This is a genomic window from Amycolatopsis sp. CA-128772 (assembly GCF_002904295.1).
In the GTDB taxonomy this organism is placed as follows: domain Bacteria; phylum Actinomycetota; class Actinomycetes; order Mycobacteriales; family Pseudonocardiaceae; genus Amycolatopsis.
On the sequence record NZ_PPHG01000089.1, the window covers coordinates 127,350 to 152,437 of the forward strand.

Consider the following 25,088-nt stretch of genomic DNA (forward strand, 5'->3'; position numbering starts at 1 on the left):
GCGCGGAGGAAGCGAGCCACACCCCGGTGTGGCTCCGCCTCGGTCACTCCTGCGGCCACCGGAAGACGATCCCGTACCCCTCTCGCGGATGACAGGGACCCGCGAAGGTGTGCTGCACGAAACCGTCTTCGAACAGGTGCGGGTCGCCCGCCGCCGGCCGTCGCAGGCGTTCGTGCTCGGTCTGTTCCGCGTACCACCAGCACGCCTCCGGAAGGCATCCGGCGTCGAAATTGACCTGAATGGTCAGCCCGGCGACCGGTTCCCCCTTCCCGTCGCGTGCTCCCGCGGCGATCCCGTGGTGGTCGACATCGACGTTGATCCATTCTCGCTCCTGGTCGAGGCGATCGTCGGTAGCCTCCGAAACGGAGCTGTACGACTCCCCCTGGCCCAGCTTCTTGCGAAAGCGCAGCCGTGCCATGACCGGGTCACCCGGGTGTTCCCCGGCGACGGCGACGAGCCGGCCGTTCCAGATCGCTTTCACCGGGATGTCGGCGAGATCGCCCGTCCAGCCGGTCAAGGCGTGGACGTCATAGCCTTCGACACCGTCCCGGCAGGCGACGAGGGTCCGTTCGGTCAGCCGGTGCAACGCCGTTCTACGGCACATGACCACCCGCACGAGCATGCGTTCGGCGAACACCGGCTGCGCACCGCGGGACGGGGGCCGGCGGGCGGGAACGCCCTCCCCCGCTCCGCCCCCGGCCGCCGCTCTTCCCATCTCGACAAGCCTTGTGCATGGGTGTCGTCGTACTGGGTGACGGAGCACCGAACACGCCGCGGAGCGCCATCAACTGCTTGAAGCGGTCGTCGAGGGTTCCCTTCCACGCCGCGACCGGGCCGGGCGCCGGAGGCAGCCGAAAGGCGGCCTTCAAGCTGTTGCGGCGACGGGAATCCGGCCTCACCGCAATCGGGGCTCTACCTGATCACGGCTTCCGTCGCCGTCACCGCGATCCGCGCCCTCGCCCGCCGCGCGGTGGGCCCTCCCGTGACTACGCCAGCTGCTGCCGCACCGCCGACGCGAACCGCACCGTCGCGGCCGGGTCCGTCTGGCGGAAGCCCAGCGATGGCTCCGTCAGTTCCAGCTCCAGCAGCAACGGCTTCCCGTCCGCACCCCGCACCAGGTCGACCCGCGCGTACAGCAGCTCCGCCCGCAGGATCCCCAGCAGACCCGACGCCGCGTCCAGGACGTCCTCCGCCAGCGCCACCGCATCCGCGGGCGGCGTGGCCGGCGCCAGCTTCTCCGAAAGGTACAACCCCGAAGAGTCCATCCCGGACCCCAGCATCGCACCCTTCGAAAACGCGTGCGAGTAGATCCCGCCCAGGTAAACCAAAGCCAGCTCGCCCGAAGTGTCCACGCTGGACTGATAGGGCTGGATCACGGCCGTCTGGCCCTCGGCGTGCAACGCAGCCACGTGCGACGAAGCATCCGCTCCGGCAGCGAACCGCGCCGCGCCGCGAGAACCCGCGCCCACCGACGGCTTCACCACGAAGTCCGACGACGGGAACGACGCCGGCGAACCGGGCGGGACCAGCGAGGTGGGCACCACCGCCACACCCGTGTCGAGCAGCTCCACCAGGTACGACTTGTCCGTGTTCCACCGGACCACCGCCGCCGAGTTGAACAGCGATGGCACCGACTCGCACCACGCGAGGAACTCGGTACGCCGGGCCGCGTAGTCCCAGGTCGCGCGCAGGATCACCGCGTCCGCCGACGCGAAGTCGACCGGCGAATCCCACGGTGCCCACGAGACCTCGAACCCCAGCGAGGACAACGCCGGCACCACGGCGTCGTCGTCGCCGTCACCGGAGGGGAGCTCCGCGCAGCTGACCAGGATCGCCGTGGGGCTCACTGGCCCGCCATCTTGCGGCGGTGCTCCGGGCCGATCTTCGTCGCCTTCACCGTTTCCGCGTCCCAGGTGGCCGGCGACACGTCCTCGACCGCTTCCACGAGGGCCTCGCCCGTCGCCACCGAGGGCACCACCACGTCGCCGAGGGCGCCGTCGGCACCCACCAAAACCACGCGGGCGCCCGCCCGGCCGATGTTCTCCACCACCGCACGGGCCGGCTTGCCGTGCGCCTTCACGAACTTGCGTGCCGCGGCCAGCTGCGCACCCGACGGCGGGACGACGGTCTCTTCGGTTTCAGCCACGTCCCGAACCATAACCAACCCGGCGCCGGAACGCGGAACAGCGTGGCGTCGGCCATAGTTGCACCCGGGAGACCCCGACCCGAGGAGGACGCATGCCCACCGCAGTGCAGGTGACGAAGACCGGCGGCCCGGAAGTGCTCGAACCGGCCGAAGTGGACGTCCGCGCCCCGCAGGACGGCGAACTGCTGGTCGACGTCGCCGCGGCCGGGGTCAACTACATCGACACCTACCAGCGCCAGGGCATCTACCCGATGGAGCTCCCCTTCGTCCTGGGCCTGGAGGGCGCCGGCACGGTGGTCGAAGCGGCCGGCGGCACCGGCTTCGCGCCCGGCGACCGCGTCGCCTGGCAGGGTTCGATCGGCAGCTACGCGGCCCGCAAGCTCGTCCCCGCGTCGGTGGCGGTCAAGGTGCCCGAGGGCGTCTCGCTCGAGACCGCCGCCGCGACCATGCTGCAGGGCATCACCGCGCACTACCTGGTCGCCTCGACCTTCGAGGTCAAGCCCGGCCACGACGTGCTCGTGCACGCCGCCGCGGGTGGCGTCGGGCTGCTGCTGGTCCAGCTGGCCAAGGCGCGCGGCGCCCGCGTCATCGGCACGGTGTCGACCGAAGAGAAGGAGAAGCTCGCCCGCGAGGCCGGCGCCGACCACGTCATCCGCTACGACCGCGAGGACTTCGCGAAGCTCACCCGCGAGCTGACGGACGGCGAGGGCGTCGACGTCGTCTACGACGGCGTCGGCAAGGACACCGTCGACGGCAGCCTGGCCAGCCTCAAGGTCCGCGGCCTGCTCGCCCTGTTCGGCGCCTCCAGCGGCCCGGTCCCGCCACTCGACCCCCAACGCCTCAACTCCGGCGGCTCGCTTTACCTGACCCGCCCGACGTCCGTGCACTACACGCGCACGCGCGAGGAGATCGACTGGCGGTCGAAGGAGCTGTTCGACGCCATCCTGGCGGGCGAGCTGACCATCCGCATCGGCGGCAGGTACCCGCTGGCCGACGCGCGTCGGGCCCACGAAGACCTGCAGGGCCGCCGCACCACGGGCAAGCTGCTGCTCATCCCCTGAACGGCGTGAAGGCCACCTCGGGCGAGGTGGCCTTCACGAAGTCAGGCAGCGGGGACCGAGACGGCGTCGGTGACGAAGACGAGGGTCTCGTTCGGCTTGATGCCGCGGCCGCCCTCGCCGTATGCGAGGTCCGGGGGGATGATCAGCAGGCGGCGGCCGCCCTGCTTGATGCCCGCCAGGCCCTGGTCCCAGCCGGGGATGACCTCGCCCGCGCCCAGGTTCAGGTCGAACGTCTGGCCGCGGTCGAAGGAGCTGTCCAGCTTCTTCTTGTCCGACCACGTCACGAGCAGGTAGTTCATCTTCAGCTGCTGGCCGGCTTTCGCGGCGGCGCCGGTGCCCTCGGACAGGTCCTTGGTGATCAGCTTCTTCGGCGGGTCGCAGTCGTCCGGGATGGTGATCGTGGGCACCTCGCCGAACTTGCCCGTCGTCTTGATGTCGTCCGCCGTGCACTCGCGGCCCTTGCTCTGGGTCGCCTGCGCGGCGCTCGACGAGGGGACGGCCGGGCCCGCCGGCGCGGCCGTTTCGGTCTTGGCCTGCTGACCGCACGCGGCCAGCGACAGAGCCGCCGCGGCGGCGACCACGATCTTCCCGATTTTCTGCATGCCGGGCACCCTAGCCAAGCACGGAGAGTGCCCGGACGTCATCACCCGTGGTGACCACGCCGAGCCGCCGCGTGGCCCGCGTCAACGCCACGTACAGGTCGTTGAGCCCGCGAGGCGACCCCGCCACGACCTCGTCCGGCGCGATCAGCACCACCGAATCGAACTCCAGGCCCTTCGCGCGGTCGACGGTCATCACGCTGAGCCGCTCGTCGTACGAGCCGAGGAGCGCCGAAACCGCATCGAGGCGGCCGGCCGGCACCAGCACCGCGACCGTGCCGCCGTCCACTTCGGACAGCTCTCGCGTCACCAGGCCGGGCAGCTCCGCGTCCAGGGAAGCCGGGCGCACCGACCACGGCGGGACGCCGGTCTCGCGCACCGAAGACGGCGCCGAAAGCGCGGGATCGACCTCGGCCAGCACCCGCGCCGCGACGGCCATGATCTCGGCCGGCGTGCGGTAGTTCACGGTCAGCTCCTGCAGCCGCCACCGGTCCTCGACGTACGGCGAAAGCGCCTCACCCCACGACCGCGCGCCGCCCGCCGCGCCGGTCTGGGCGACGTCGCCGACCAGGGTCATCGAGCGGTTCGGCGAGCGCCGCATGAGCAGCCGCCAGTCCATCGCCGAAAGCTCCTGGGCCTCGTCGACGATCACGTGCCCGAACGTCCAGGTCCGGTCCTGCGCCGCGCGCTGGGCGGCGGTCAGCTCGCTGCGCGCCTGCTGGCGCTCGGCGAACAGCTCGGCGTCGAGGACGTCGGAGACGCGCAGCAGCTCCTCGTCGATGATCTCCTCGTCCTGTTCGAGGATGTCGAGCACGCCCTCGGCGTACGCGCGGTCCTCGCGCTCACGGCGTTTGCGCTCGACGCGGGCCTCGGTGTCGTCGACGCCGATCAGCTCGGCCAGCTCGTCGAGCAGCGGCACGTCCGCGGGCGTCCAGCGCGCGTCGCGCGGGCTCGCCAGCAGGGCGCGGTCCTCCGCGGAGAGCAGCTTGCCGGCGGCCCGCGCGAGGCGTTCGCGGTCGGCGAACAGGTCGTCCAGCACGCCTTCCGGCGTCAGCACGGGCCACAGTTCGTCCAGCGCCGCGGCGACGTGGTCGTCGGCGGCCAGCTCGGCGCGGATGTCCTGCCGGTCCTGGCCGTCGAGGAGGTCGTCGCCCAGCTTGCGGGCGGCCTGGCGGGTCAGCGCGTCGAGGACGTCGGAGACGAACAGGCGCCGCGCCGGGTTGTGCGGGCGCCGTGAACGGCGGGCGCGGGTCCGGGCGTCGGTGCACGTCTTGCGGTCGAGGCGCAGCACGTCGTGCTCGTACTCGATCTCCAGCACCGGCTCGGGCACGCGCTGGCGGTCGCGGACGGCGTTGGCGAGCACGTCGGCCAGCACGAGCCGGCCCTTGACCTCGGTGGTCTCGCGCGGCTCGACGCCGTCGGCGTCCAGGCCCGGGTAGAGCTGCCCGATGGTGGCGAGCAGCACGCCGGTCTCGCCCAGCGACGGCAGCACCTGGCCGATGTAGCGCAGGAACGTGCTGTTCGGGCCGACGACGAGCACGCCGCGGGTGGTCAGCTGCTGGCGGTGCGTGTAGAGCAGGTAGGCCGCGCGGTGCAGGGCGACGGCGGTCTTGCCGGTGCCCGGGCCACCCTGGACGACCATGACGCCGCCGAGCGGGGCGCGGATGATCCGGTCCTGCTCGGCCTGGATGGTGGCGACGATGTCGCTCATCTCGCCGGTGCGGCGCTGCTCCAGCGCGGCCAGCAGCGCGGCTTCGCCGGCCAGCCCCAGGTCCTGACCCTGGTCGGCGGCGGTGAGGTCGAGGACCTCGTCGTCGAAGCCGGTGACCTTGCGGGTCAGCGACCGCAGGTGCCGCCGCCGTCGCACCCCTTCGGGTGACGCGGCGGTGGCGAGGTAGAAGGGCCGCGCGACGGGCGCCCGCCAGTCGACCAGCAGCGGCTTGTAGTCGTCGTCCTCGTCGAACAGCCCGAGCCGCCCGACGTAGGTGGTCTCCTCGGCGCTCTCGGGGACGAAGTCCAGCCGCCCGAAGGCCAGGCCCTGCTCGACGGAGCCGAGCTGGGCGAGCCGGTCGGTGTACAGGGTGGTGGCGACATCGCGCTCGGTGCGGGCCTGCGGGGTGCCGCCGGTCTGCCGCAGCGTCTCGTCGAGGCGGCGCTGGGCTTCGAGGCGCTCGGCGTCGAGCTTCGCGTAAAGGGTGGTGACGTACGCCTGCTCGCGGGCGAGCTCGGCGGAAAAGTCGTCCGAAGACAAGGATCCTGCTTTCGCCTCAAGGAAAAGAGCCAACGAAGTGTAACGGCGGTCCCCGCGGGATCATTCCGCCCCGAGGGCGCAGTACGGGGAGACCTCGCCGGCCCGGACGGCGGCGGGCAGCACCTTCTCCCCCGGCGCGCACGACACGTCCGCCGACGGCAGCTGTGCACCACCGGTGATTCGCCCGTCCGGGGCGCGGAACACCACGGCGGCGCCGCGGCTGGTCAGCGCCCGGCAGTTCCCGGAGCGGTACCGAACACCACCGGGGACGACATCGGCGGTGACGGGAATGAAGCCGCCCAGGGCTTCCGGCGCGATCCAGATCACCGGACCGACCTCGGGGCGGTCGAGCACGACGCCGATCCGCTGGCCCGGGGTGAGCACCGGCACCTCGACGGTCCGGGAGCCGGAGGTCACCGGGATCCGGTAGGCGGCCAGGGTGCTGGTGTTCTCCAGGACCGCGGCGCCGGGTCCCTGCTCGGCGACGCGGACGGCACCGCCGTCGGGGGCCGGGCCGGGCCGCGCGGTGATCTTGGCCGGGATGGCGCAGCCGGTCCCGAGCAGCCGGTTCTGGTCGAGGTCGAGCCGGCCGTGGCCGAGGAGGACCAGCAGTCCCAGGACGACGACCGTGACGGCACCGACGCCGATCTTCCTGATCATCGGGGACATCAGGGGATTCCGGTGCTGGAGCTCGCGACGCGGTAGAGGTCGCCCGCGCGCCCGTAGTACGTCCCCGCCACCACGTGGACCATGGTCCGCGAGCCGGGCTGCCAGTAGGTGCGGATTTCGTCCGGGTCCGGCCGGTACGGCACTTCCGCCAGCGAAACGCCCCGCTCGGTGAGCACCGCAGCGACCTCGTCGAAGGTGACCGTGCCGGTGAAGGGGCCGTAGTGCTCGCGGATCGCCCGGTTGACGAGCTCGGGGTCGCGGAGCCGGAGCCGGTGCGCCTGGACCGAAAAGTGCGTTCCGGCCCAGGGCGAGCGGGGACCGGGCCGCTGCCAGAAGAACTCGACCAGCCCGTGGTCGCGGCCGAGCGAGTGACGGGAGGGGTTGTCGCCGTAGTCGTCGCCGAGCAGTTCGGCGACCTGCTCGGGCGACCACGTGTGGTCGGCGCCGAGCACGGTGCCGGTCTCGACGACGTCCGCGAAGAACGCCGCCGGGCTCAGAACGGCAGGCCGAGGGTCGGCAGCCCGATCGCCGAGTCGACGGCCAGGGCCACGAACACGATCATGAGGTACGTGTTCGACCGGTGGAACAGGGACATCGGCTTGGTCTCTTCGCCCCGCCGCACCGCGGCCTGCAGGCTGTGCGCGTAGAAGAGGAACCAGCCGCCCGCGAGGATCGCGAACGTGCCGTACAGCCACGACGTCACCGGGAGCAGCAGCAGCGTCCAGGCCACCATCACCCACGAGTAGATGACGATCTGGCGGGCCACGTGCTGGGCCGTCGCGACCACCGGCAGCATCGGGACGCCCGCGCGCTCGTAGTCGTCGCGGTACTTCATGCCCAGCGCCCAGGTGTGCGGCGGAGTCCAGAAGAAGATCACGCCGAACATCACGAACGCCGGCCACTGCACCGTGCCGGTGACGGCCGCCCAGCCGATCACGACCGGCATGCAGCCCGCCGCGCCGCCCCAGACCACGTTCTGTGACGTGCGCCGCTTGAGGCCCAGCGTGTAGACGAAGATGTAGAAGAGGATCGTCGCGATGGCCAGGATCGCCGAGAGCAGGTTCACCGTGAGGTACAGCACGACGGCCGAGGCGACCCCCATCACCAAGCCGAAGATCAGCGCGCCGCGGCGGGGCACCGAGTCCTTGACCAGCGGGCGGCGCTTCGTGCGGTTCATCACCTTGTCGATGTCCGCGTCGATCACGCAGTTGAGCGCGTTCGCGCTGCCCGCGGCCATCGTCCCGCCGACCAGCGTGGCCAGCACCAGCCACGGCGACGGGATCTGACGGCCGGCGAGGAACATCGCCGGGATGGTGGTCACCAGGAGGAGCTCGATCACCCGGGGCTTGGCCAGCGCGGCGTAGGCGCCGACGACCCGGCGGAGGCTTCGCCGCTCACCGTGCGGTCGTTCACCGGTCGGGTGCACGGCGCTGGTGTCCTCACTGCGTCCGTGCGCAGCGTTCACCGGCGACATTTCACTCCCTGCGTCAGGTTCGGGCGGGACCAGTCCGGGTAGCCGAAGAACCAGCCCTACTGAACCCTCGAACGATGTTAGACGTGGTGAATCCCGTGGGTGATCGCGGGTCCTCGACCGGCCCAAGCACTAGGCTGGCCGCGACGGGCCGCGATTGCCCCTGCGCATGGCCGCGAGCAGGAATATCGTCCCTTCGGGATCGATTGAGATAAGTAGCCGCGCGTACGGGTAACCGGAACGAGGAAGACCAGCCGCAACCATCATCACCGGGAGTTGGAGTTCAGTGTCCGAAACCGCCACTACCAGCGAGAACAACCCACTCCTCCGGCGCAACACGCCCGCCGACTGGACCGACACCGACACCCGCGCCGTGGACACCGTCCGGGTGCTCGCCGCGGACGCGGTCGAGAACTGTGGCAGCGGCCACCCCGGCACCGCGATGAGCCTGGCGCCGCTGGCCTACACGCTGTTCCAGCGCACGATGCGCCACGACCCGAACGACCAGCACTGGCCGGCCCGTGACCGGTTCATCCTGTCGGCCGGCCACTCCAGCCTGACCCTCTACATCCAGCTGTTCCTCGCCGGCTACGGCCTCGAGCTCGAGGACCTCAAGCAGCTGCGCAAGTGGGGCTCCAAGACCCCGGGCCACCCCGAGTACCGCCACACCGACGGTGTCGAGACCACGACCGGCCCGCTCGGGCAGGGCCTGGCGAACGGCGTGGGCATGGCGATGGCCGCCCGCCGCGAGCGCGGCCTGCTCGACCCGGACGCGGCGCCCGGCGAGAGCATCTTCGACCACCACATCTACGTGATCGCCTCCGACGGCGACATCGAAGAGGGCGTCACCTCCGAGGCCTCGTCCATCGCGGGCCGCCAGGAGCTGGGCAACCTGATCGTCTTCTACGACGACAACAAGATCTCGATCGAGGACGACACCAACATCGCGCTGTCCGAGGACACCGTCGCGCGCTACGAGGCCTACGGGTGGCACACCCAGGTCGTCGAGGGCGGCGAGGACGTCGTCGCGATCGAGGAGGCGATCAAGAACGCCAAGGCCGAGACGCAGCGGCCGTCGTTCATCGCGCTGCGGACCGTCATCGGCTACCCGGCCCCCAAGAAGATGGGCACCGGCAAGGCGCACGGCGCCGCGCTGGGCGGCGAAGAGGTCGCCGCGGTGAAGAAGATCCTGGGCTTCGACTCGGAGCAGTCCTTCCAGGTCGAGGACGACGTGCTCAAGCACACCCGCCAGGCGGCCGAGCGCGGCCGGCAGGCGCACGCGGAGTGGCAGGAGAAGTACGAAGCCTGGGGCAAGGCCAACCCGGAGCGCAAGAAGATCGGCGACCGGATGGCGACCCGCACGCTGCCCGAGGGCTTCGCCGACAACCTGCCGAAGTGGGAGCCGGACGCCAAGGGCATCGCGACCCGCAAGGCCTCCGGCGAGGTGCTCAACGCCCTCGCCGAGCCGCTGCCGGAGCTGTGGGGCGGTTCGGCCGACCTGGCCGAGAGCAACAACACGACGATGAAGGGCGCCGACTCGTTCGGCCCCGAGAAGGCCGCCACCGACATGTGGCAGGCCAACCCGTACGGCCGGACGCTGCACTTCGGCGTCCGCGAGCACGCCATGGGCTCGATCCTCAACGGGATCGCGCTGCACGGCGGCACCCGCCCGTACGGCGCGACGTTCCTGATCTTCTCCGACTACATGCGCCCGCCGGTCCGGCTGGCCGCGCTGATGAAGGCGCCGGTCACCTACGTGTGGACGCACGACTCGATCGGCCTCGGCGAGGACGGGCCGACGCACCAGCCGATCGAGCAGCTCTCCGCGCTGCGCGCGATCCCGGGCCTCAACGTCGTCCGCCCGGCGGACGCCAACGAGACCGCGTACGCGTGGAAGGCGGTCCTGGAGGACATCCACCACCCGTCCGGCCTGGCGCTGACCCGCCAGAACGTGCCGGTGCTGGAGGGCACCAGCGCCGAAGGCGTCGCCAAGGGCGGGTACGTCCTGGCTGACGTGGATGACGCTGCCGGCACCCCGGACGTCATCCTCATCGCCACCGGTTCCGAGGTCCAGCTGGCGATCGAGGCCAAGAAGACCCTGGACGCCGACGGCGTCAAGGCGCGTGTCGTGTCCATGCCGTGCGTCGAGTGGTTCGACGCGCAGGACGCGGCCTACCGCGAATCCGTCATCCCGGCCGGTGTGAAGGCCCGCGTGTCCGTCGAGGCGGGCATCGCCCAGTCGTGGCACCGCTTCACCGGTGACGCCGGGGTGAACGTTTCGATCGAGCACTTCGGCGCCTCCGCCGATGCCGCCACACTGTTCCGTGAGTTCGGGTTCACCGCGGAAGCAGTCGTCGAGGCCGCCCGCCGCTCGATCCAGAACACCAAGAATTCCTGAAGGGGATGACAGTAATGAGCAACGACAAGCTCGCCGCGTTGTCCGAGGCCGGTGTCTCGATCTGGCTGGACGACCTTTCGCGTGAACGCCTGAACACCGGCAACCTCGCCGACCTGATCCGCGACAAGCACGTCGTGGGCGTGACGACCAACCCGACGATCTTCGCCAACGCGATGTCGAAGGGCGACGCCTACGACGAGCGCACCCGGGAGCTCGCGGCCCAGGGTGCCGACGTCGAGGCGACCATCCGGGACCTGACCACGACCGACGTGCGCAACGCCGCGGACCTGTTCCGCGACGTCTACACCGCCACGAACGGCGTCGACGGCCGCGTCTCGATCGAGGTCGACCCGCGCCTGGCCAAGGACACCGACAAGACGGTCGCCGAGGCCAAGGACCTGTGGAAGACGGTCGACCGGCCCAACGTGCTGATCAAGATCCCGGCCACCGAAGAGGGCCTGCCGGCGATCACGGCCACGCTGGCCGAGGGCATCAGCGTCAACGTCACGCTGATCTTCTCCGTCGAGCGCTACAAGAAGGTCATCGAGGCCTACTTCGCCGGCCTGGAGCAGGCAAAGGCCAACGGCCACGACCTGCGCGGCATCCACTCGGTGGCGTCGTTCTTCGTGTCCCGCGTGGACACCGAGATCGACAAGCGCCTGGAAGCGATCGGCACCGACGAAGCCCTGGCGCTGCGCGGCAAGGCCGCCGTCGCCAACGCCCGCCTCGCCTACGCGGCCTTCGAAGAGCTGTTCGCCACGGACCGCTGGAAGGCCCTGGCGGCCGACGGTGCCAACGCGCAGCGTCCGCTGTGGGCCTCGACCGGTGTGAAGAACCCGGACTACTCCCCCACGTTGTACGTCGACGACCTCGTGGTGAAGGACACCGTCAACACGATGCCGGAGAAGACCCTCGACGCCGTCGCCGAGCACGCCGACCTGCAGGGCGACCGGGTCAGCGGCCACGGCAAGGACGCGCAGAAGGTCTTCGACCAGCTCGAGGCCGTCGGCATCGACATCACCGACGTGTTCCTGGTGCTGGAGAACGAGGGCGTCGAGAAGTTCGAAAAGTCGTGGACCGAACTTCTGGACACCGTGAACGGGCAGCTCGAGAAGGCGAAGGGCTGACGCACGACATGACGACAGGCGAAAAGACCGGCGTCGAGATCGTGGACGCCGAACTGGCGGAGCGCGCCACGCCGCTGGCCGAGCGGCTGGTCGCCGACCAGGCCGCGTCGAAGCTGGCGGCGCAGGACGCGACGCTCTGGGGGCCGGACGCCGAATCCGAGGCGTCGATCCGGCTGTCGTGGACGACGCTGCACAAGTCGTCGCGGCCGCTGATCGGCGAGATCGAGGCGCTGCGGACCGAGCTGCGGTCCGAGGGCGTCGACCGGGTGGTCCTGGCCGGCATGGGCGGGTCGTCGCTGGCGCCGGAGGTGATCACCGCGACCGACGGCGTCGCGCTGACCGTGCTCGACACGACCGATCCCGGCCAGGTCGCCGACGCGCTGGCCGGCGACCTCGAGCGCACGGTGATCGTGGTGTCGTCGAAGTCGGGCGGCACCGTGGAGACCGACAGCCACCGGCGGATCTTCGCGAAGGCCTTCGCCGACGCGGGGATCGACGCGGCCCGGCGGATCGTGGTCGTCACCGACCCGGGCTCGCCGTTCCAGGAACTGTCTGAAAAGGAGGGTTACCGCAAGACCTTCCTGGCCGACCCGCACGTCGGCGGCCGCTACTCGGCGCTGACCGCGTTCGGGCTCGTCCCGGCCGGTCTCGCCGGCGCGGACGTCGCCCGGCTGCTCGACCAGGCCGCTTCGGCGGCCGAAGAGCTCGCCACGGACTCGGTGGACAACCCGGCGGTCAAGCTGGCCGCCGCGTGGGCCGCCGCGCACGAGGCGGGGGCCGAGAAGGTCGTCCTGGCCGACACCGGCTCGGGCATCAAGGGCTTCCCGGACTGGGCCGAGCAGCTGATCGCCGAGTCCACCGGCAAGCAGGGCACCGGCCTGCTGCCGGTCGCGGTCGAGGGCCCGGAGGCGGCCGGCTTCGCCGACGCCGGCGCGGACGCGACCGCCACGGCGGTCGGCAGCCCGCAGGGCGCGGCGAAGGTGGCGGTCACCGGCTCGCTCGGCGCGCAGATGCTGCTCTGGGAGTTCGCCACGGCGCTGGCGGGCCGGTTGCTCGGGATCAACCCGTTCGACCAGCCCGACGTCGAAGCGGCGAAGAAGGCGGCGCGCGCGCTGCTGGACGACCCGGAGAAGCTGAAGGGCGGCGAGGAACCGTCCGCTGTGGACGGTCCGGTCGAGATCTTCGGCAGCGACGGCGTTTCCACCGAAGGCAGCCTGACCGACGTGCTCCGCGCGTTCTTCGCCTCGGCGCCGGACGCGGGCTACATCGCGGTGCAGGCCTACCTCGACCGGCTCGACGACGCGTCGACGGCGGTGCTGCGCGGCGAGATCGCCAAGCGCACCGGGAAGCAGACGACGTTCGGCTGGGGCCCGCGGTTCCTGCACTCCACCGGCCAGTATCACAAGGGCGGGCACCAGAACGGCGTCTTCCTGCAGCTGACCGGCGCCGTCGAGCACGACCTCGACGTGCCGGACCGGCCGTACACGCTGGGGCAGCTGCAGCACGCGCAGGCCCTCGGCGACGGGCAGGTGCTCGCCGAGCACGGCCGCCCGGTGCTGCGCCTGCACCTGACCGACCGGGCCGCGGGCCTCGCGGCCGTCGTCCGCGCGGTACAGGAGGTCGGCGCATGACCTGGAGCAATCCCCTTCGCGATCCGCGGGACAAGCGGCTCCCGCGGATCGCCGGGCCGTCCAGCCTGGTGATCTTCGGCGTCACCGGCGACCTGGCCCGCAAGAAGCTGATGCCCGCCATCTACGACCTGGCCAACCGCGGGCTGCTGCCCGCGGGCTTCTCGCTCGTCGGGTTCGCCCGGCGAGACTGGGAGCACCAGGACTTCGGCGAGCTCGTGCACGACTCGGTCAAGGAGCACGCCCGGACGCCGTTCAAGGAGTCGGTGTGGAACCGGCTCGCCGAAGGCATCCGGTTCGTCCAGGGCACCTTCGACGACGACGACGCCTTCGACCGGCTCTCGCAGACGGTCCGCGACCTCGACGCCGAACGCGGCACCGGCGGCAACACCGCGTTCTACCTGTCGATCCCGCCCGGCGCGTTCCCGGTGGTGACCAAGCAGCTGGCCCGGTCCGGGCTGGCGAACGCCGACGAGAACACCTGGCGGCGCGTCGTCATCGAGAAGCCCTTCGGCCACGACCTGAAGAGCGCCGAAGAGCTGAACGCGATCGTCAACGACGTCTTCCCCGAGGAGTCGGTGTTCCGCATCGACCACTACCTCGGCAAGGAGACGGTGCAGAACATCCTGGCGCTGCGCTTCGCGAACCAGCTGTTCGAGCCGATCTGGAACGCCAACTTCGTCGACCACGTGCAGATCACCATGGCCGAGGACATCGGCCTCGGCGGCCGCGCGGGGTACTACGACGGGATCGGCGCGGCGCGCGACGTCATCCAGAACCACCTGCTGCAGCTGCTGGCCTTCACCGCGATGGAGGAACCGCTGTCGTTCGACCCGCGGGCCCTGCGCGCGGAGAAGATCAAGGTGCTCTCGGGCACCAAGCCGCTCGGGCCGCTGGGCAAGACGACCGCGCGCGGCCAGTACGCGGGCGGCTGGCAGGGCGGCACGAAGGTGCCCGGCCTGCTGCAGGAAGAGGGCTTCGCGAAGGACTCGAAGACCGAGACCTACGCCGCGGTGACCCTGGAGGTGCAGAGCCGCCGCTGGGCCGGGGTGCCGTTCTACCTGCGCACCGGCAAGCGGCTCGGCCGCCGCGTCACCGAGATCGCCGTCGTGTTCAAGCGGGCGCCGCACCTGCCGTTCGATTCGACGTCGACCGAGGAGCTGGGGCAGAACGCCCTGGTCATCCGGGTCCAGCCGGACGAGGGCATCACGCTGCGGTTCGGTTCGAAGGTGCCGGGGACCACGATGGAGGTCCGCGACGTCACGATGGACTTCGGGTACGGGCACGCGTTCACCGAGTCCTCCCCCGAGGCCTATGAGCGGCTGATCCTGGACGTCCTGCTCGGCGAGCCGTCGCTGTTCCCGGTGAACGAAGAGGTCGAGCTGTCCTGGAAGATCCTGGACCCGATCCTCGAGCACTGGGCGAAGGAAGGCGCGCCGGAGCAGTACGCGCCCGGCACGTGGGGCCCGGCGTCCGCCGACGAAATGCTGGAGCGCACCGGCCGGAAATGGAGGCGCCCGTGATCATCGACCTGCCGTCCACCACGACTTCGGCACTCAACAAGAAGCTGGTGGAGATCCGCGAACAGGGCGGGCAAGTCGCGCTCGGGCGGGTCCTGACGCTGGTGATCGTGGCCGACGACGACGCCAAGCTCGAAGAGGCCATCGAGGCGGCCAACGGCGCGAGCCGCGAGCACCCGTCGCGGGTGATCGTGGTGGCCAAGGGCGCCCGCACGGCGGCTCCCCGCATCGACGGCCAGATCCGGGTCGGCGGCGACGCCGGCGCGAGCGAGGTCATCGTGCTGCGCCTGTACGGCCCGCTGGCCGCGCAGGGGCAGAGCGCGGTGGTGCCGCTGCTGCTGCCGGACGCCCCGATCGTCTGCTGGTGGCCCGGGCCCGGCCCGAAGGACCCGGACAAGGACCCGCTCGGCGAGCTGGCCCAGCGCCGGATCACCGACTCGGCCGCGGAGAAGAACCCGGTCAAGGCCCTGACCACGCGCGCGAAGGCGTACACCGAGGGCGACACCGACCTGGCCTGGACGCGCCTGACGCATTGGCGCGCCCAGCTCGTGTCGGCGCTGGACCTGCCGCCGTACGAGAAGGTCACCGGCGCGACGGTGACCGGCGAGGCCGACTCGCCGTCGACGGAGCTGCTGGCCGCCTGGCTGGCCGAGTACCTGAAGGTGCCGGTCAAGCGGGTCAAGAGCTCGGGCGCGGCGGGCATCATCTCGGTGACCCTCGACCGCCGCTCGGGCGCGGTGGAGCTGCACCGCCCGGACGGCCGCGTCGGCACGCTGACCCAGCCGGGCCAGCCGACCCGCAGGATCGCGTTGCAGCGCCGCAGCACGCAGGACTGCCTGGTGGAGGAGCTCCGCCGGCTCGACCCGGACGAGGTCTACGAGGCGGCCCTGCAGGGCCTGCACAAGATCACGTCGGGCACGAACGGCAAGACGGGCACCCCGGCCAAGGCGGACGTCACCTCGCCCGCCGCGGCGGCCGGTTCCGCGGCCACGGGTGCGGCGAAATGAGCAAGACGGAAGTCGTCGTCTACGCGAACCAGGACCTCCTGGCCGCCGCGGCGGCGGCTCGTCTGGTCACCCGCCTGGTGGACGTCCAGGCGGCCAAGGGCTCGGCCTCCCTGGTGCTGACCGGCGGCGGCACGGGCATCGCGGTGCTGTCGGAGCTGCGCGCGTCTTCGGCCCGCGACGCGATCGACTGGTCGCGCCTGGACATCTACTGGGGCGACGAGCGGTTCGTCCCGGCGGATTCGGACGAGCGGAACGAGAAGCAGGCCCGCGAGGCCCTGCTGGACCACGTCCCGCTGGACCCGAAGCGAGTCCACGCGATGGCACCGTCGGACGGCGAGTTCGGCTCGGACGTGGACGCGGCGGCCGCGGCCTACGCTTCGGTGCTGGCGTCGAACGCGGGCCCGGAGGACCACGGGGACGTGCCGTCGTTCGACATCATGCTGCTGGGTCTCGGGGGTGAGGGACACACGGCATCGGTGTTCCCGGAGTCCCCGGCGGTGTACGAGACGGAGCGTTCGGTGGTGGCGGTGCGCAACTGCCCCAAGCCCCCGCCGACCCGGGTGTCGTTGACCCTGCCGGCCATCCGCCGCGCCCGCGACGTGTGGCTGATGACGGCCGGCGAGGCCAAGGCGGACGCGGTGGCGCTGGCGCTGGCCGGTGCCGGGGAAGTCCAGCTGCCGGTGGCCGGGGCACGTGGGCATCGCCGGACGTTGTGGCTGCTGGACCGGGCTGCGGCGGGGAAGCTGACGAAGGTGTACCAGCCGCCTACGGCTTGAGTGGGTTGTTCGGGTGAGGGCCCTCTGCTTCGGCGGGGGGCCTTCATTCGTTTGCGCGTTCCCGCCAGTACTCGAGGTTCACTTCGGCGTGGGCAACTTGTGGGTTGTCGGCACGAAGCACTCGTCGCATGTCGCTCAGGAGAACGACGAATGCGGCAACGGCTACGGCGGCCCCCTCGGCTTTCCCCCGTGCGTCGGCGAAATTGTGCCGCATGACAAAGGTATCCCGGTGGTCCGGGCCCAGCAGCCGGAGGAAGTCGGCGGAAAGTTCCTCGAAGGCGGCGACAGCTCCCACCGGATTGCCGGCCCTTCCCCGGCTGCGAGCGAGATTGAGCCGGATCAGGAGGGTGTCGGCATGGTCGGGACCGAACACCCGGACCACATCGGCGAGAAGTCGTTCGAATTCTTCCACCGCGGCCGCCGGATCGCCCGCTTCCCCGAGCCAGAACGCGAGGTCGTCGCGGCAGGACAGGGTATCCGGATGGTCGGGGCCGAGTGCCTCCTGGACGATTCGGTACAACGAGCGGAAGCTTCGATGTTGGCCCGCAGTACTTGCTCGAGCGTGAGGTCTCGTTCGATCGCGGCCCACGCCTGGGCCAAGGCATCTGCGGTGATCCGGGAAAGAAGGGATGTTTCCGCGGCGGATAGCTGATCCTGAACCGCCCGTTGCACCAACGCGTGCACCCGGACCGAGCGCGCGTTCGGCGAGCGCTCGAAGGCGATCAAGCTCAGCCGGTGCAGGCAGGTCAGACCGTCACGGGCCTCGTCCGGTGTCACCTCACGGCCGACCCGATCGCTCAGCACCGCCGCCACCGTATCCGTCGTGAACACCGCGAGCGGGATGCCGTTCGGATCCAGCAGGGAAGCGATCTCCAGCAGCGGCCGGGCCAGCCCGGCCGGTTCGAGGCTGTCGGCCAGTTCGATGGACATGGACCACGTCGTCGCCACCGTCTGCTGGTGACTGCCCAAAGCCCGCTGACGATCGGTGAACCGCGCCAGGTACTCACGGCACGTCAGTTCCCGGTCGAGCGCGTACGCCGTCGCCTGGGCGAGAGCCAACGGTAGCCGGCCCAGCTCGGTGGCGAGGTCTTCCGCACCGTCGAGCGACTCCGGACGATCAGCGAACGATTCAGCGAGATACGCGCGCGCCTCCTCCGGTGCGAAGACGTCCACGTCGATGATCCGGCGATGCCGTCCCCGCAGTGCGGCGTCACGCCGACGGGTCGTGACCACCACTTGGCCGTTCTGCGGTGGCCAGAGGCCGTCGAGGTGCTGGGGGTCCTGGAGGTCGTCGAGGACCACCAGCCACGGGGCTTGGGTGGCACCCAGCCATTCGAGGAGCCGCCGGGCCCCGTCACCGGGGTCGTCGACGACGATGCCCGTGACCGCCTCCGCGACCTTCGCGTACGTCGAAACTATCGCCTCGCGCGAGGCTGCCGTCACCCACACGAGAAGGTCGACCCGGTGGTTCGCCCACAACGTCTCGGCGTGGTTGACCGCCAGTTGCGTCTTGCCGACGCCGCCGAGCCCGGACAGGACCGTGGTCGGCTGCGACGTCAGGACGACCGCGTCGCCTTCCGCCACCGCCTGTTCCACCAGCCTCGTCGCCGCGCGGCTCTGGAACGCAGCCGCGGCCGACGGTATCGGCCCGGCGAGGTAGGGCAGCTCGACCGGCTGCCGCGCCGCCAGGATGTACGTGTTGTTGACGTCTCGCCCGGCCTGCTGAACGCGGCCATGCCCGGACGCGGTCGCGTCCTGGCTCAGCGGGGCGGATTGATGTCGCGGCCCGCCTGCTGGATCGTCGCGTGGTCCGAGGCCGTTGCTTGCTGCCGGATGATCCGGTTTGCCGGAGGGGCGCCGGAAGGGCCGCAGCCAGACGCTCACCCCAGCGCTGATCACCGTCAGAATCGCCACTGCCGCCCATGCCCACCAAGCGTCCTTCACGTCGGTGGCGACGTTGATCGCCACGCCCAGGCCCGACGTGACCACCGCCGCGCCCAGTGCCCACGCCCACTGTCTCCCGCTCACCGTGACTGGGTACGCCCGACGCCGGCCCGGCGTTCCAGGTACCGGCCCGCCATCACCCGGACGGAGCAGGCGTCACTCCGTGCGCCAGCCGCGCTCCAGGCGGGCGAAGATCTCCTCCGCCGCTCGCCTCGGGTGCGGGTGGGCGACGATCAGCTCCCTCGACGCCAGCGTGAAGCGCGCCAAGGCCGCGCACGCCACGTCGTCCGGCGGGGCTCCCGACTCCTTCGCGATCGCCCGGGCCAGCGCCGTCTCGTGGCGCATCCACATGCGCCTTGCGTAGTCACGCAGGGCCGGCGTGCTCTCGATCAGGCGGATGAACTCCTCGCCCGGGCGGTCGTCGGAGACGTCCCGGAGGATGTGCTTGCGCAGGGCGTCCACGATCGTGTGCGCCGGGGGGCGGCCGTGGACCGCCTCGACCAGCGCCGCCTCGACGTCCTCGTCCTGGTCGAACACCAGGGCTTCCTTGCTCGGGAAGTGCTTGAACAACGTCGTCACCGAGACGTCGGCGACGTCCGCGACCTCCTTCACCCCCACCTGGTCGTAGCCGCGCTCCAGGAACAGCGCGAGCGCGGCGTCGGCCAGCGCCTGGCGGGTCTGCGCCTTCTTGCGCTCGCGGCGCCCGATCACTTCCGTCATGACCCCAGCCTACGCGATGGTGTACCCAATTCGAAAGTTTAGTCGTTGCACTTTTTAAGTCGCTATGGTTTTCTCGGGGCAGGCCGCCGGACGAGCCGGCGGCCCCGGACCCCAGGGGGAACCATGAACTCCATCGCGATCGTCGGCGCCGGCCTCGGCGGGCTCGCTTGTGCCCGCGTCCTGCAGCTCCACGGCATCGACGTCACCGTCTTCGAACAGGAACCGTCGGCCGACGCCCGCCCCCAGGGCGGCACCCTCGACATGCACGGCGACACCGGCCAGGTCGCCCTCCGCACCGCGGGTCTGTACGACCGGTTCCGCGAACTGGCCAGGCCGGAGGGCCAGCAGATGCGCGCCCTCGATCCCCGCACCGCCGAGGTCGTCATCGACGACGCCCCCGACGGCGACTTCCGCCCCGAAATCGACCGCGGCCAGCTCCGCGGCATCCTGCTGGACTCCCTCACTCCCGGCACGGTCCGCTGGGGCCGCCCGGTCGCCGACGTCACCGAGGACGGCCGGCTGACCTTCGCCGACGGCACGACGCACGGCTTCGGCCTCGTCATCGGCGCCGACGGCGCGTGGTCCCGCGTCCGGCGCGCGCTCACCGGCGTCGGGCCCCGGTACAGCGGGGTCACGTTCGTCGAGTTCGGTCTCGACGACGCCGATCGCCGCCACCCGGCGCTGGCCGCGCGCACCGGCCAGGGAACGATGATGACGAAGGTCGACGGCAAGGCGATCGTCGCGCAGCGCACCAGCAGCGGCCACATCCGCTGCTACGCGACGTTCTACGCGCCGGAAGACTGGGCGACCGGCCTCGACTTCGCCGACGCGGCGGCGGTCCGCACGCACCTGCTGGAGCGCTACGCCGGCTGGCACCCGGACGTGCTCGCTTACGTGCGGGACCACGACGGCGCGTTCGCGCACCGGCCGCTGTACGTCCTGCCGGTCCCCCACGCCTGGACGTCCACGCCCCGGCTCACGCTGCTCGGCGACGCGGCGCACCTGATGCCGCCGCTCGGGGTCGGCGCGAACCTCGCCATGCTGGACGGCACCGAGCTGGCGACCGCGCTGGCCACGGCGCCGAGCGTCGAGGACGCGGTGCGGGCGTACGAGACCGGGATGCTGCCGCGGTCGATCGAGACCGCGAACGCCTGCGCGTCCGGCCTGCACGACCTGCTGAGTGACGACCTCGGGTCGATGGCGGCCTGAGAGCTAGTGCGAGGCGACCACACGTGGGTAACATGATTCCCACGATGTGGTCGTCTTGGCGCACACTGGGGAACGAGGAACCCACGCTGAGTAGGACCGTTCGTCGATGACCCCCCGGACGGCCCAGCCGATTACGGAATCCGGACGCCGGAGCACCGACCGCGGGTGAAACTAACCGTCTCCGTACGCCACCTCGTTAGCATCCGCACATTTGTCTGCCGCTGCGCGTCCCGATCGGGCCCTGAGCGCCTCTCACCAACAAGTCCACAAGACGAATGGGGTCGCCAGCGATGAGTACAGAGGGACTCTCGATTCCAGGCATCTCGATCGCGAGCTCGGGGCCGTCGGCCGCCGAGCGGGTGCGAAAGCGAGGGCTGAGCGTGTTCGGCTCGGTGCCGCGCCCCGCTGTCGTCACGTTCGCCATCGAGGCGGCCGCGGTCATCCTGGCCGTGCTCGACGTGTGGCTGGTGATCCCCGAGAAGGCCCAGCCGTACTCGATCTGGCTGTCCGGCGCCGCCTGCCTCGCAGTGGTGTTCCGGCGCAAGTTCCCGTTCCTCGCCGTGCTGGTCGCGGTCCCCGGCTTCCTGGCCGGCTGGGCACAGCTCGCGTCGATGATCACACTCGGCATGCTCGCCACCCGCCGCCAGCTGCACTGGCAGGTCTGGGTCGGTGCCGCGCTGGTGTGGACGTGCCGGTTCGTGCAGTGGCCGCTGGAGGACTTCGCCCAGCTCAGCTGGCGTGAGCACATCCTCGACGGCATCTACGGCGTGCTGGTCGCCGGCATGCCGATCGCGATCGGCCTGCTCATCGGAGCGCGGACCGAAGTTTCGAACAAGCTCGCCGAGCTGGCCACGAGCCGCGACCGCGAGCGCCGCTTCCACGCCGACGCCGTCCGCGCGGAGGAGCGCGCCCGGCTGGCGCGCGAGATGCACGACGTCGTCTCGCACCAGATCACGCTGATCGCCATGCAGGCCGGCGCGCTGCAGGCCCAGACGACCGACGACCGCGCGCAGGAGACCGCGCAGGTCATCCGCATGCTGTCGAAGCGGACCCTGGAGGAGCTGCGGTCGCTGGTCAGCGTGCTGCGCGCGGGTTCCGACGACGACGGCCCGCGGCCCGGCATCAACGAGCTCGACCGGCTGATCCGCACGTCGGACGTCCCGGTGCACCTGACGGTGGAGCACCTCCCGGAGGCCCTGCCCAACCAGGTGTCGGCGGCGGCCTACCGGACGGTCCAGGAGTGCCTGACGAACGTCCACAAGCACGCCCCGGGCGCCACGGCGACGATCCGCATCCAGGGTGAGCACGGCGCGCTCAAGATCGAGGTCCGCAACGAGCGCGCAAACCGCCCGACGGAGGGCCTGCCCTCGGGCGGCCACGGCCTGACGGGCCTGGCGGAGCGAGCCCGCCTGCTGGGTGGAAGTTTCGAGACGGCCGGAACCGAGGACGGCGGCTTCCGCGTCCGGGCCCGGTACCCGCTGGACCGCTGACCTCCGGCCCCCGGTTTCCAGCCTAGCGCCGGGGGCCGACAGTTTTGGCTGTTAGGAAGCCGCGAACGGTGGCTCGAGGGCTGTTCCGGTCCGGAAACCGCCGTTCGCGGCGGCCGTCGCTCGGGATTGTCGGTGCCGGCCGGTAGCGTGGAAATCGGGGGCTGCTCAGCCCCGGAAGGCCGTGGTGCCTGATGGGCGCGCGAAAGGCCACCTCGAGGGGTTCGCTTTCCCTCGGGGTGGCTTTCTGCTGAACCCGGCTAGATGATTTCCCGGCGCTTGCGCAGGCGGTCGAGCGCCTCCGCCAGGATGGCCTCGCCGTCGGCGTCGCTGCGCCGCTCCTTCACGTAGGCCAGGTGTGTCTTGTACGGCTCCGTCCGGGGCGCCGCCGGGGGGTTCTTCTCGTCCTGACCGCCCGGGAGGCCGCAGCGCGGGCAGTCCCACTCGTCGGGGATCTCCGCGTCGAGCGCGAACGACGGGCGCGCCTCGTGCCCGTTGGCACACCAGTAGGAAATGCGGCGCCGCGGCGCCGACTCACCCCGTTCCGATTCGCCCGTAGGACCGGCACCCACCCGGGTGCCCCGAATCGCGTTACCGCCAACCATGAACCCTCACACCTAGGAATCGGCGGCGCGCCCCCCAATAGGCACGCCGAATCGCTGCGCTCCGCCCTCTCGACCCGGTCGCGGCCGACGACGGAACGCCGGACGCCTCACACCTTGAGCAGCAGACCCAGGCCCACGATGCTGATCAGCCAGACCGCGCCCAGCAGCAGGGTGATCCGGTCGAGGTTCTTCTCGGCCACGCTCGACCCGGCCAGGCTCGACTGCATCCCGCCGCCGAACAGCGACGACAGGCCACCGCCCCGGCCCCGGTGCAGCAGCACCGCGACCACCAGGAAGACGCTGGTGACGATCAACAGGATTTGCAGGAACAGCTTCATGTCATCCTCTGGGCTCTAGGAGAATGCAGGGGTACGGCATGGTCGTTTCCGACCACCACCGTACCCCTGGACTCGTCCACTGCTGTGTGACGGACCGGATACACAGGCTACCCGGTCGTGGCCTCGATCAGGGCAGCGGCCCACCAGCGGCGAGTGCGCAGAGTTTCGTGAACTCGTCGCCGTCGAGGCTCGCTCCGCCGACCAGGGCACCGTCGATGTTCTCGCAGCCCACCAGCTCGCTGATGTTGCCCGACTTCACCGATCCCCCGTAGAGCACCCGGACGGACGAAGCGACCTCGTCGCCGTACTTCTCCTGGAGGGTCGCCCGGATGGCCTTGCAGACCTCTTCGGCGTCCGCGGACGACGCGACCTTGCCGGTACCGATCGCCCAAACCGGCTCGTACGCGATCACCACGCCGGAGACCTGCTCGGCCTTGAGGCCCTTCAGGCCCTCGATCAGCTGCGTCGTGGTGTGGTGGATGTGCTCGCCGGCCTCGCGGACCTCGAGCTTCTCCCCGATGCAGAGGATCGGCGTGATGCCGTGCTTGAGCGCGGCCTTGACCTTCTTGTTGACCAGTTCGTCGGACTCGGCGTGGTATTCGCGCCGCTCCGAGTGCCCGACCGTGACGAACTTGCAGCCCAGCTTGGCCAGCATCAGACCCGAGATGTCGCCGGTGTACGCGCCCGAATCCTGCGGGGCGACGTCCTGCGCGCCGTAGGTCAGCGACAGCTTGTCGCCGTCGACCAGGGTCTGCACGCTGCGGATGTCGGTGAACGGCGGCAGCACCGCCACGTCGACCTTCGCGTAGTACTTCTCCGGCAGCGCGAAGGCGATCTTCTGCACCAGCGCGATCGCCTCGAGGTGGTTCTGGTTCATCTTCCAGTTGCCGGCGATGAACGGCTTGCGTGCCACTAGTTCTTCTCCTCCAGAGCGGTCACGCCCGGCAGTTCCTTGCCTTCGAGGTACTCCAGGGAGGCACCGCCGCCGGTCGAGATGTGCGAGAAGCCGTCCTCGGGCAGGCCCAGCTGCCGCACCGCGGCCGCCGAGTCGCCGCCGCCGACCACGGTGAACGCCTCGCTCTTCACCAGCGCCTCGGCGACGGCACGGGTGCCGCCGGAGAACGCCTCGAACTCGAAAACGCCCATCGGGCCGTTCCAGAACACGGTCCTGGCGTCGGCCAGCTTGCTCGCGAACAGCTCGCGCGAGCGCGGGCCGATGTCGAGGCCCTGGCGGTCGGCCGGAATCGCGGTCGTGTCGACGACCTCGTGCTCGGCGTCGGCCGAGAACTCCGTCGCGGCCAGCACGTCGACCGGCAGGACCAGTTCGACGCCGCGCTTCTCGGCCTCCGCGAGGAAGCCCTTCACCTGGTCGAGCTGGTCGGCCTGCAGCAGCGACTGGCCGACCTCGTGGCCCTGGGCCTTGAGGAACGTGTACGCCATGCCGCCGCCGACGAGCAGCCGGTCGACCTTGGTCAGCAGGTTCGCGATGACGCCGAGCTTGTCGGACACCTTCGCGCCGCCGAGCACGACCACGTAGGGCCGCTGCACGTCGTCGGTCAGCTTCTTCAGCACGTCCAGCTCGGCCAGCACCAGGCCGCCCGCGTACGCCGGCAGCACCGACGCGACCTCGTAGACCGAAGCCTGCTTGCGGTGGACCACGCCGAAGCCGTCGGAGACGAACGCGCCGCCCGGGACGAGCGCGCCCAGCTCGGCGGCCAGCTCGGAGCGGTCCACGGCGTCCTTGCTGGTCTCGCGCGCGTCGAAGCGCACGTTCTCCAGCAGGACCACGCCGCCGTCGGCGAGGCCGCCGGTCAGCGCCTTGGCGGACTCGCCGACCAGGTCACCGGCCAGCGCGACCTCGGCGCCGAGCAGCTCCGAAAGCCGCTTCGCGACCGGCGCGAGGGTGTACTTCGGGTCCGGCTCGCCCTTCGGGCGGCCGAGGTGCGCGGTGACGACGACCTTCGCGCCCGCGTCGGCGAGCTTCTTGATCGTCGGCAACGCCGCACGGACCCGGCCGTCGTCGGTGATGCGGTCCCCGTCGAGCGGGACGTTCAGGTCGGAACGCACGAGTACGTACCGGCCCTGAACGCCCTCGCCCAGCAGGTCGTCGAGGTTCTTGACGGTCATCGGGT

At 70.9% G+C, this 25,088-nt stretch carries 23 protein-coding genes and 2 pseudogenes; 9 read left to right on the plus strand and 16 right to left on the minus strand.

Going from position 1 to position 25,088, the window contains the following annotated elements; all coding sequences use genetic code 11:
• Positions 1 to 43 precede the first annotated feature (43 nt).
• The 3 genes from C2L59_RS39725 to C2L59_RS39735 form a co-directional block, all read right to left on the minus strand.
• Positions 44 to 637 (minus strand): hypothetical protein, encoded by a 594-nt coding sequence (locus C2L59_RS39725; RefSeq protein WP_103354733.1) that lies wholly within the window; start codon positions 635 to 637, stop codon positions 44 to 46.
• Between the two features lie 349 nt (positions 638 to 986).
• Complete coding sequence (locus C2L59_RS39730; protein WP_103354734.1) at positions 987 to 1,847, minus strand: RimK family alpha-L-glutamate ligase; 861 nt, start codon at positions 1,845 to 1,847, stop codon at positions 987 to 989.
• Entirely contained in the window at positions 1,844 to 2,146 is a 303-nt protein-coding gene (locus C2L59_RS39735) for a hypothetical protein (RefSeq protein WP_233223943.1), read from the minus strand. The genes C2L59_RS39730 and C2L59_RS39735 overlap by 4 nt, the downstream gene beginning before the upstream one ends.
• A 92-nt stretch (positions 2,147 to 2,238) precedes the next feature.
• On the opposite strand from C2L59_RS39735, the gene C2L59_RS39740 reads away from it, so the two are divergent.
• A complete protein-coding gene (locus tag C2L59_RS39740) occupies positions 2,239 to 3,207 on the plus strand; it encodes a quinone oxidoreductase (RefSeq protein WP_103354736.1) in 969 nt (322 codons plus the stop codon).
• 41 nt (positions 3,208 to 3,248) lie between these two features.
• On the opposite strand, the gene C2L59_RS39745 is transcribed toward C2L59_RS39740, so the two are convergent.
• The 5 genes from C2L59_RS39745 to C2L59_RS39765 are packed head-to-tail and all read right to left on the minus strand — an operon-like array spanning position 3,249 to position 8,200.
• Positions 3,249 to 3,809, minus strand: a complete 561-nt coding sequence (locus C2L59_RS39745) for an FKBP-type peptidyl-prolyl cis-trans isomerase (protein WP_103354841.1) — start codon at positions 3,807 to 3,809, stop codon at positions 3,249 to 3,251.
• A 10-nt stretch (positions 3,810 to 3,819) separates the two neighbouring features.
• Positions 3,820 to 6,057 carry an ATP-binding domain-containing protein gene (locus tag C2L59_RS39750; protein ID WP_199199555.1) on the minus strand — a complete coding sequence of 746 codons (2,238 nt, stop codon included), beginning with the start codon at positions 6,055 to 6,057 and terminating at the stop codon, positions 3,820 to 3,822.
• A 60-nt stretch (positions 6,058 to 6,117) separates the two neighbouring features.
• Positions 6,118 to 6,717 carry a hypothetical protein gene (locus tag C2L59_RS39755; protein WP_233223944.1) on the minus strand — a complete coding sequence of 200 codons (600 nt, stop codon included), beginning with the start codon at positions 6,715 to 6,717 and terminating at the stop codon, positions 6,118 to 6,120.
• 8 nt (positions 6,718 to 6,725) lie between these two features.
• Positions 6,726 to 7,178 (minus strand): hypothetical protein, encoded by a 453-nt coding sequence (locus C2L59_RS39760; protein WP_103354738.1) that lies wholly within the window; start codon positions 7,176 to 7,178, stop codon positions 6,726 to 6,728.
• A 41-nt stretch (positions 7,179 to 7,219) separates the two neighbouring features.
• The gene (locus tag C2L59_RS39765; protein ID WP_103354739.1) at positions 7,220 to 8,200 is read right to left on the minus strand and encodes a heme o synthase; all 981 of its coding nucleotides are present in this window, start codon (positions 8,198 to 8,200) and stop codon (positions 7,220 to 7,222) included.
• Between the two features lie 283 nt (positions 8,201 to 8,483).
• Here C2L59_RS39765 and tkt point away from each other — a divergent pair, with 283 nt between their 5' ends.
• The 6 genes from tkt to pgl are packed head-to-tail and all read left to right on the plus strand — an operon-like array spanning position 8,484 to position 16,653.
• Positions 8,484 to 10,595, plus strand: a complete 2,112-nt coding sequence (tkt, locus tag C2L59_RS39770) for a transketolase (protein WP_103354740.1) — start codon at positions 8,484 to 8,486, stop codon at positions 10,593 to 10,595.
• Positions 10,596 to 10,609: 14 nt separating this feature from the next.
• The gene (gene tal, locus C2L59_RS39775; protein ID WP_103354741.1) at positions 10,610 to 11,722 is read left to right on the plus strand and encodes a transaldolase; all 1,113 of its coding nucleotides are present in this window, start codon (positions 10,610 to 10,612) and stop codon (positions 11,720 to 11,722) included.
• An 8-nt stretch (positions 11,723 to 11,730) separates the two neighbouring features.
• Positions 11,731 to 13,353, plus strand: a complete 1,623-nt coding sequence (locus C2L59_RS39780; RefSeq protein ID WP_103354742.1) for a glucose-6-phosphate isomerase — start codon at positions 11,731 to 11,733, stop codon at positions 13,351 to 13,353.
• Complete coding sequence (zwf, locus tag C2L59_RS39785; protein ID WP_103354743.1) at positions 13,350 to 14,873, plus strand: glucose-6-phosphate dehydrogenase; 1,524 nt, start codon at positions 13,350 to 13,352, stop codon at positions 14,871 to 14,873. Before C2L59_RS39780 ends, zwf begins: the two co-directional genes overlap by 4 nt.
• Positions 14,870 to 15,877, plus strand: coding sequence for a glucose-6-phosphate dehydrogenase assembly protein OpcA (opcA, locus tag C2L59_RS39790; protein WP_103354843.1), 1,008 nt, complete (start codon positions 14,870 to 14,872; stop codon positions 15,875 to 15,877). Before zwf ends, opcA begins: the two co-directional genes overlap by 4 nt.
• A complete protein-coding gene (gene pgl / locus C2L59_RS39795) occupies positions 15,874 to 16,653 on the plus strand; it encodes a 6-phosphogluconolactonase (protein ID WP_103354744.1) in 780 nt (259 codons plus the stop codon). The genes opcA and pgl overlap by 4 nt, the downstream gene beginning before the upstream one ends.
• Before the next feature lie 43 nt (positions 16,654 to 16,696).
• On the opposite strand, the gene C2L59_RS39800 is transcribed toward pgl, so the two are convergent.
• From C2L59_RS39800 to C2L59_RS39810, 4 genes and pseudogenes are all read right to left on the minus strand, one after another.
• Positions 16,697 to 17,026: a hypothetical protein gene (locus tag C2L59_RS39800; RefSeq protein WP_199199578.1), complete on the minus strand. Its 330-nt coding sequence runs from the start codon at positions 17,024 to 17,026 to the stop codon at positions 16,697 to 16,699.
• Between the two features lie 36 nt (positions 17,027 to 17,062).
• Positions 17,063 to 17,242: pseudogene (locus C2L59_RS50505) on the minus strand (tetratricopeptide repeat protein); the annotation flags it as partial.
• Positions 17,243 to 17,712: 470 nt separating this feature from the next.
• Positions 17,713 to 18,681 (minus strand): annotated as a pseudogene (locus C2L59_RS50510) (NB-ARC domain-containing protein); the annotation flags it as partial.
• A 72-nt stretch (positions 18,682 to 18,753) separates the two neighbouring features.
• A complete protein-coding gene (locus tag C2L59_RS39810) occupies positions 18,754 to 19,317 on the minus strand; it encodes a TetR/AcrR family transcriptional regulator (protein ID WP_103354747.1) in 564 nt (187 codons plus the stop codon).
• 123 nt (positions 19,318 to 19,440) lie between these two features.
• On the opposite strand from C2L59_RS39810, the gene C2L59_RS39815 reads away from it, so the two are divergent.
• Positions 19,441 to 20,526, plus strand: coding sequence for an NAD(P)/FAD-dependent oxidoreductase (locus C2L59_RS39815; protein ID WP_103354748.1), 1,086 nt, complete (start codon positions 19,441 to 19,443; stop codon positions 20,524 to 20,526).
• Between the two features lie 290 nt (positions 20,527 to 20,816).
• Positions 20,817 to 22,016 carry a sensor histidine kinase gene (locus tag C2L59_RS39820; protein ID WP_233223945.1) on the plus strand — a complete coding sequence of 400 codons (1,200 nt, stop codon included), beginning with the start codon at positions 20,817 to 20,819 and terminating at the stop codon, positions 22,014 to 22,016.
• 257 nt (positions 22,017 to 22,273) lie between these two features.
• Here the strand turns inward: C2L59_RS39820 and C2L59_RS39825 are convergent, their stop codons facing one another.
• The 4 genes from C2L59_RS39825 to pgk all read right to left on the minus strand — a co-directional run bounded on the left by C2L59_RS39825 (position 22,274) and on the right by pgk (position 25,083).
• A complete protein-coding gene (locus C2L59_RS39825; protein WP_033262808.1) occupies positions 22,274 to 22,618 on the minus strand; it encodes an RNA polymerase-binding protein RbpA in 345 nt (114 codons plus the stop codon).
• 107 nt (positions 22,619 to 22,725) lie between these two features.
• Positions 22,726 to 22,956, minus strand: a complete 231-nt coding sequence (secG, locus tag C2L59_RS39830; RefSeq protein WP_086845181.1) for a preprotein translocase subunit SecG — start codon at positions 22,954 to 22,956, stop codon at positions 22,726 to 22,728.
• 127 nt (positions 22,957 to 23,083) lie between these two features.
• Complete coding sequence (gene tpiA, locus C2L59_RS39835) at positions 23,084 to 23,869, minus strand: triose-phosphate isomerase (RefSeq protein ID WP_103354750.1); 786 nt, start codon at positions 23,867 to 23,869, stop codon at positions 23,084 to 23,086.
• Positions 23,869 to 25,083, minus strand: coding sequence for a phosphoglycerate kinase (gene pgk / locus C2L59_RS39840; RefSeq protein WP_103354751.1), 1,215 nt, complete (start codon positions 25,081 to 25,083; stop codon positions 23,869 to 23,871). The genes tpiA and pgk overlap by 1 nt, the downstream gene beginning before the upstream one ends.
• Between the last annotated feature and the right edge of the window lie 5 nt (positions 25,084 to 25,088).

What these genes read in the sequence shown, in the direction of transcription:
- secG (WP_086845181.1), bottom strand. Translation starts at nt 22,956, where the DNA reads ATGAAGCTGTTCCTGCAAATCCTGTTGATCGTCACCAGCGTCTTCCTG.
- C2L59_RS39825 (WP_033262808.1), bottom strand. Translation starts at nt 22,618, where the DNA reads ATGGTTGGCGGTAACGCGATTCGGGGCACCCGGGTGGGTGCCGGTCCT.
- C2L59_RS39810 (WP_103354747.1), bottom strand. Translation starts at nt 19,317, where the DNA reads ATGACGGAAGTGATCGGGCGCCGCGAGCGCAAGAAGGCGCAGACCCGC.
- pgl (WP_103354744.1), top strand. Translation starts at nt 15,874, where the DNA reads ATGAGCAAGACGGAAGTCGTCGTCTACGCGAACCAGGACCTCCTGGCC.
- C2L59_RS39780 (WP_103354742.1), top strand. Translation starts at nt 11,731, where the DNA reads ATGACGACAGGCGAAAAGACCGGCGTCGAGATCGTGGACGCCGAACTG.
- pgk (WP_103354751.1), bottom strand. Translation starts at nt 25,083, where the DNA reads ATGACCGTCAAGAACCTCGACGACCTGCTGGGCGAGGGCGTTCAGGGC.
- tal (WP_103354741.1), top strand. Translation starts at nt 10,610, where the DNA reads ATGAGCAACGACAAGCTCGCCGCGTTGTCCGAGGCCGGTGTCTCGATC.
- C2L59_RS39740 (WP_103354736.1), top strand. Translation starts at nt 2,239, where the DNA reads ATGCCCACCGCAGTGCAGGTGACGAAGACCGGCGGCCCGGAAGTGCTC.
- zwf (WP_103354743.1), top strand. Translation starts at nt 13,350, where the DNA reads ATGACCTGGAGCAATCCCCTTCGCGATCCGCGGGACAAGCGGCTCCCG.
- C2L59_RS39815 (WP_103354748.1), top strand. Translation starts at nt 19,441, where the DNA reads ATGAACTCCATCGCGATCGTCGGCGCCGGCCTCGGCGGGCTCGCTTGT.
- C2L59_RS39745 (WP_103354841.1), bottom strand. Translation starts at nt 3,809, where the DNA reads ATGCAGAAAATCGGGAAGATCGTGGTCGCCGCCGCGGCGGCTCTGTCG.
- C2L59_RS39755 (WP_233223944.1), bottom strand. Translation starts at nt 6,717, where the DNA reads ATGATCAGGAAGATCGGCGTCGGTGCCGTCACGGTCGTCGTCCTGGGA.
- C2L59_RS39765 (WP_103354739.1), bottom strand. Translation starts at nt 8,200, where the DNA reads ATGTCGCCGGTGAACGCTGCGCACGGACGCAGTGAGGACACCAGCGCC.
- C2L59_RS39820 (WP_233223945.1), top strand. Translation starts at nt 20,817, where the DNA reads ATGAGTACAGAGGGACTCTCGATTCCAGGCATCTCGATCGCGAGCTCG.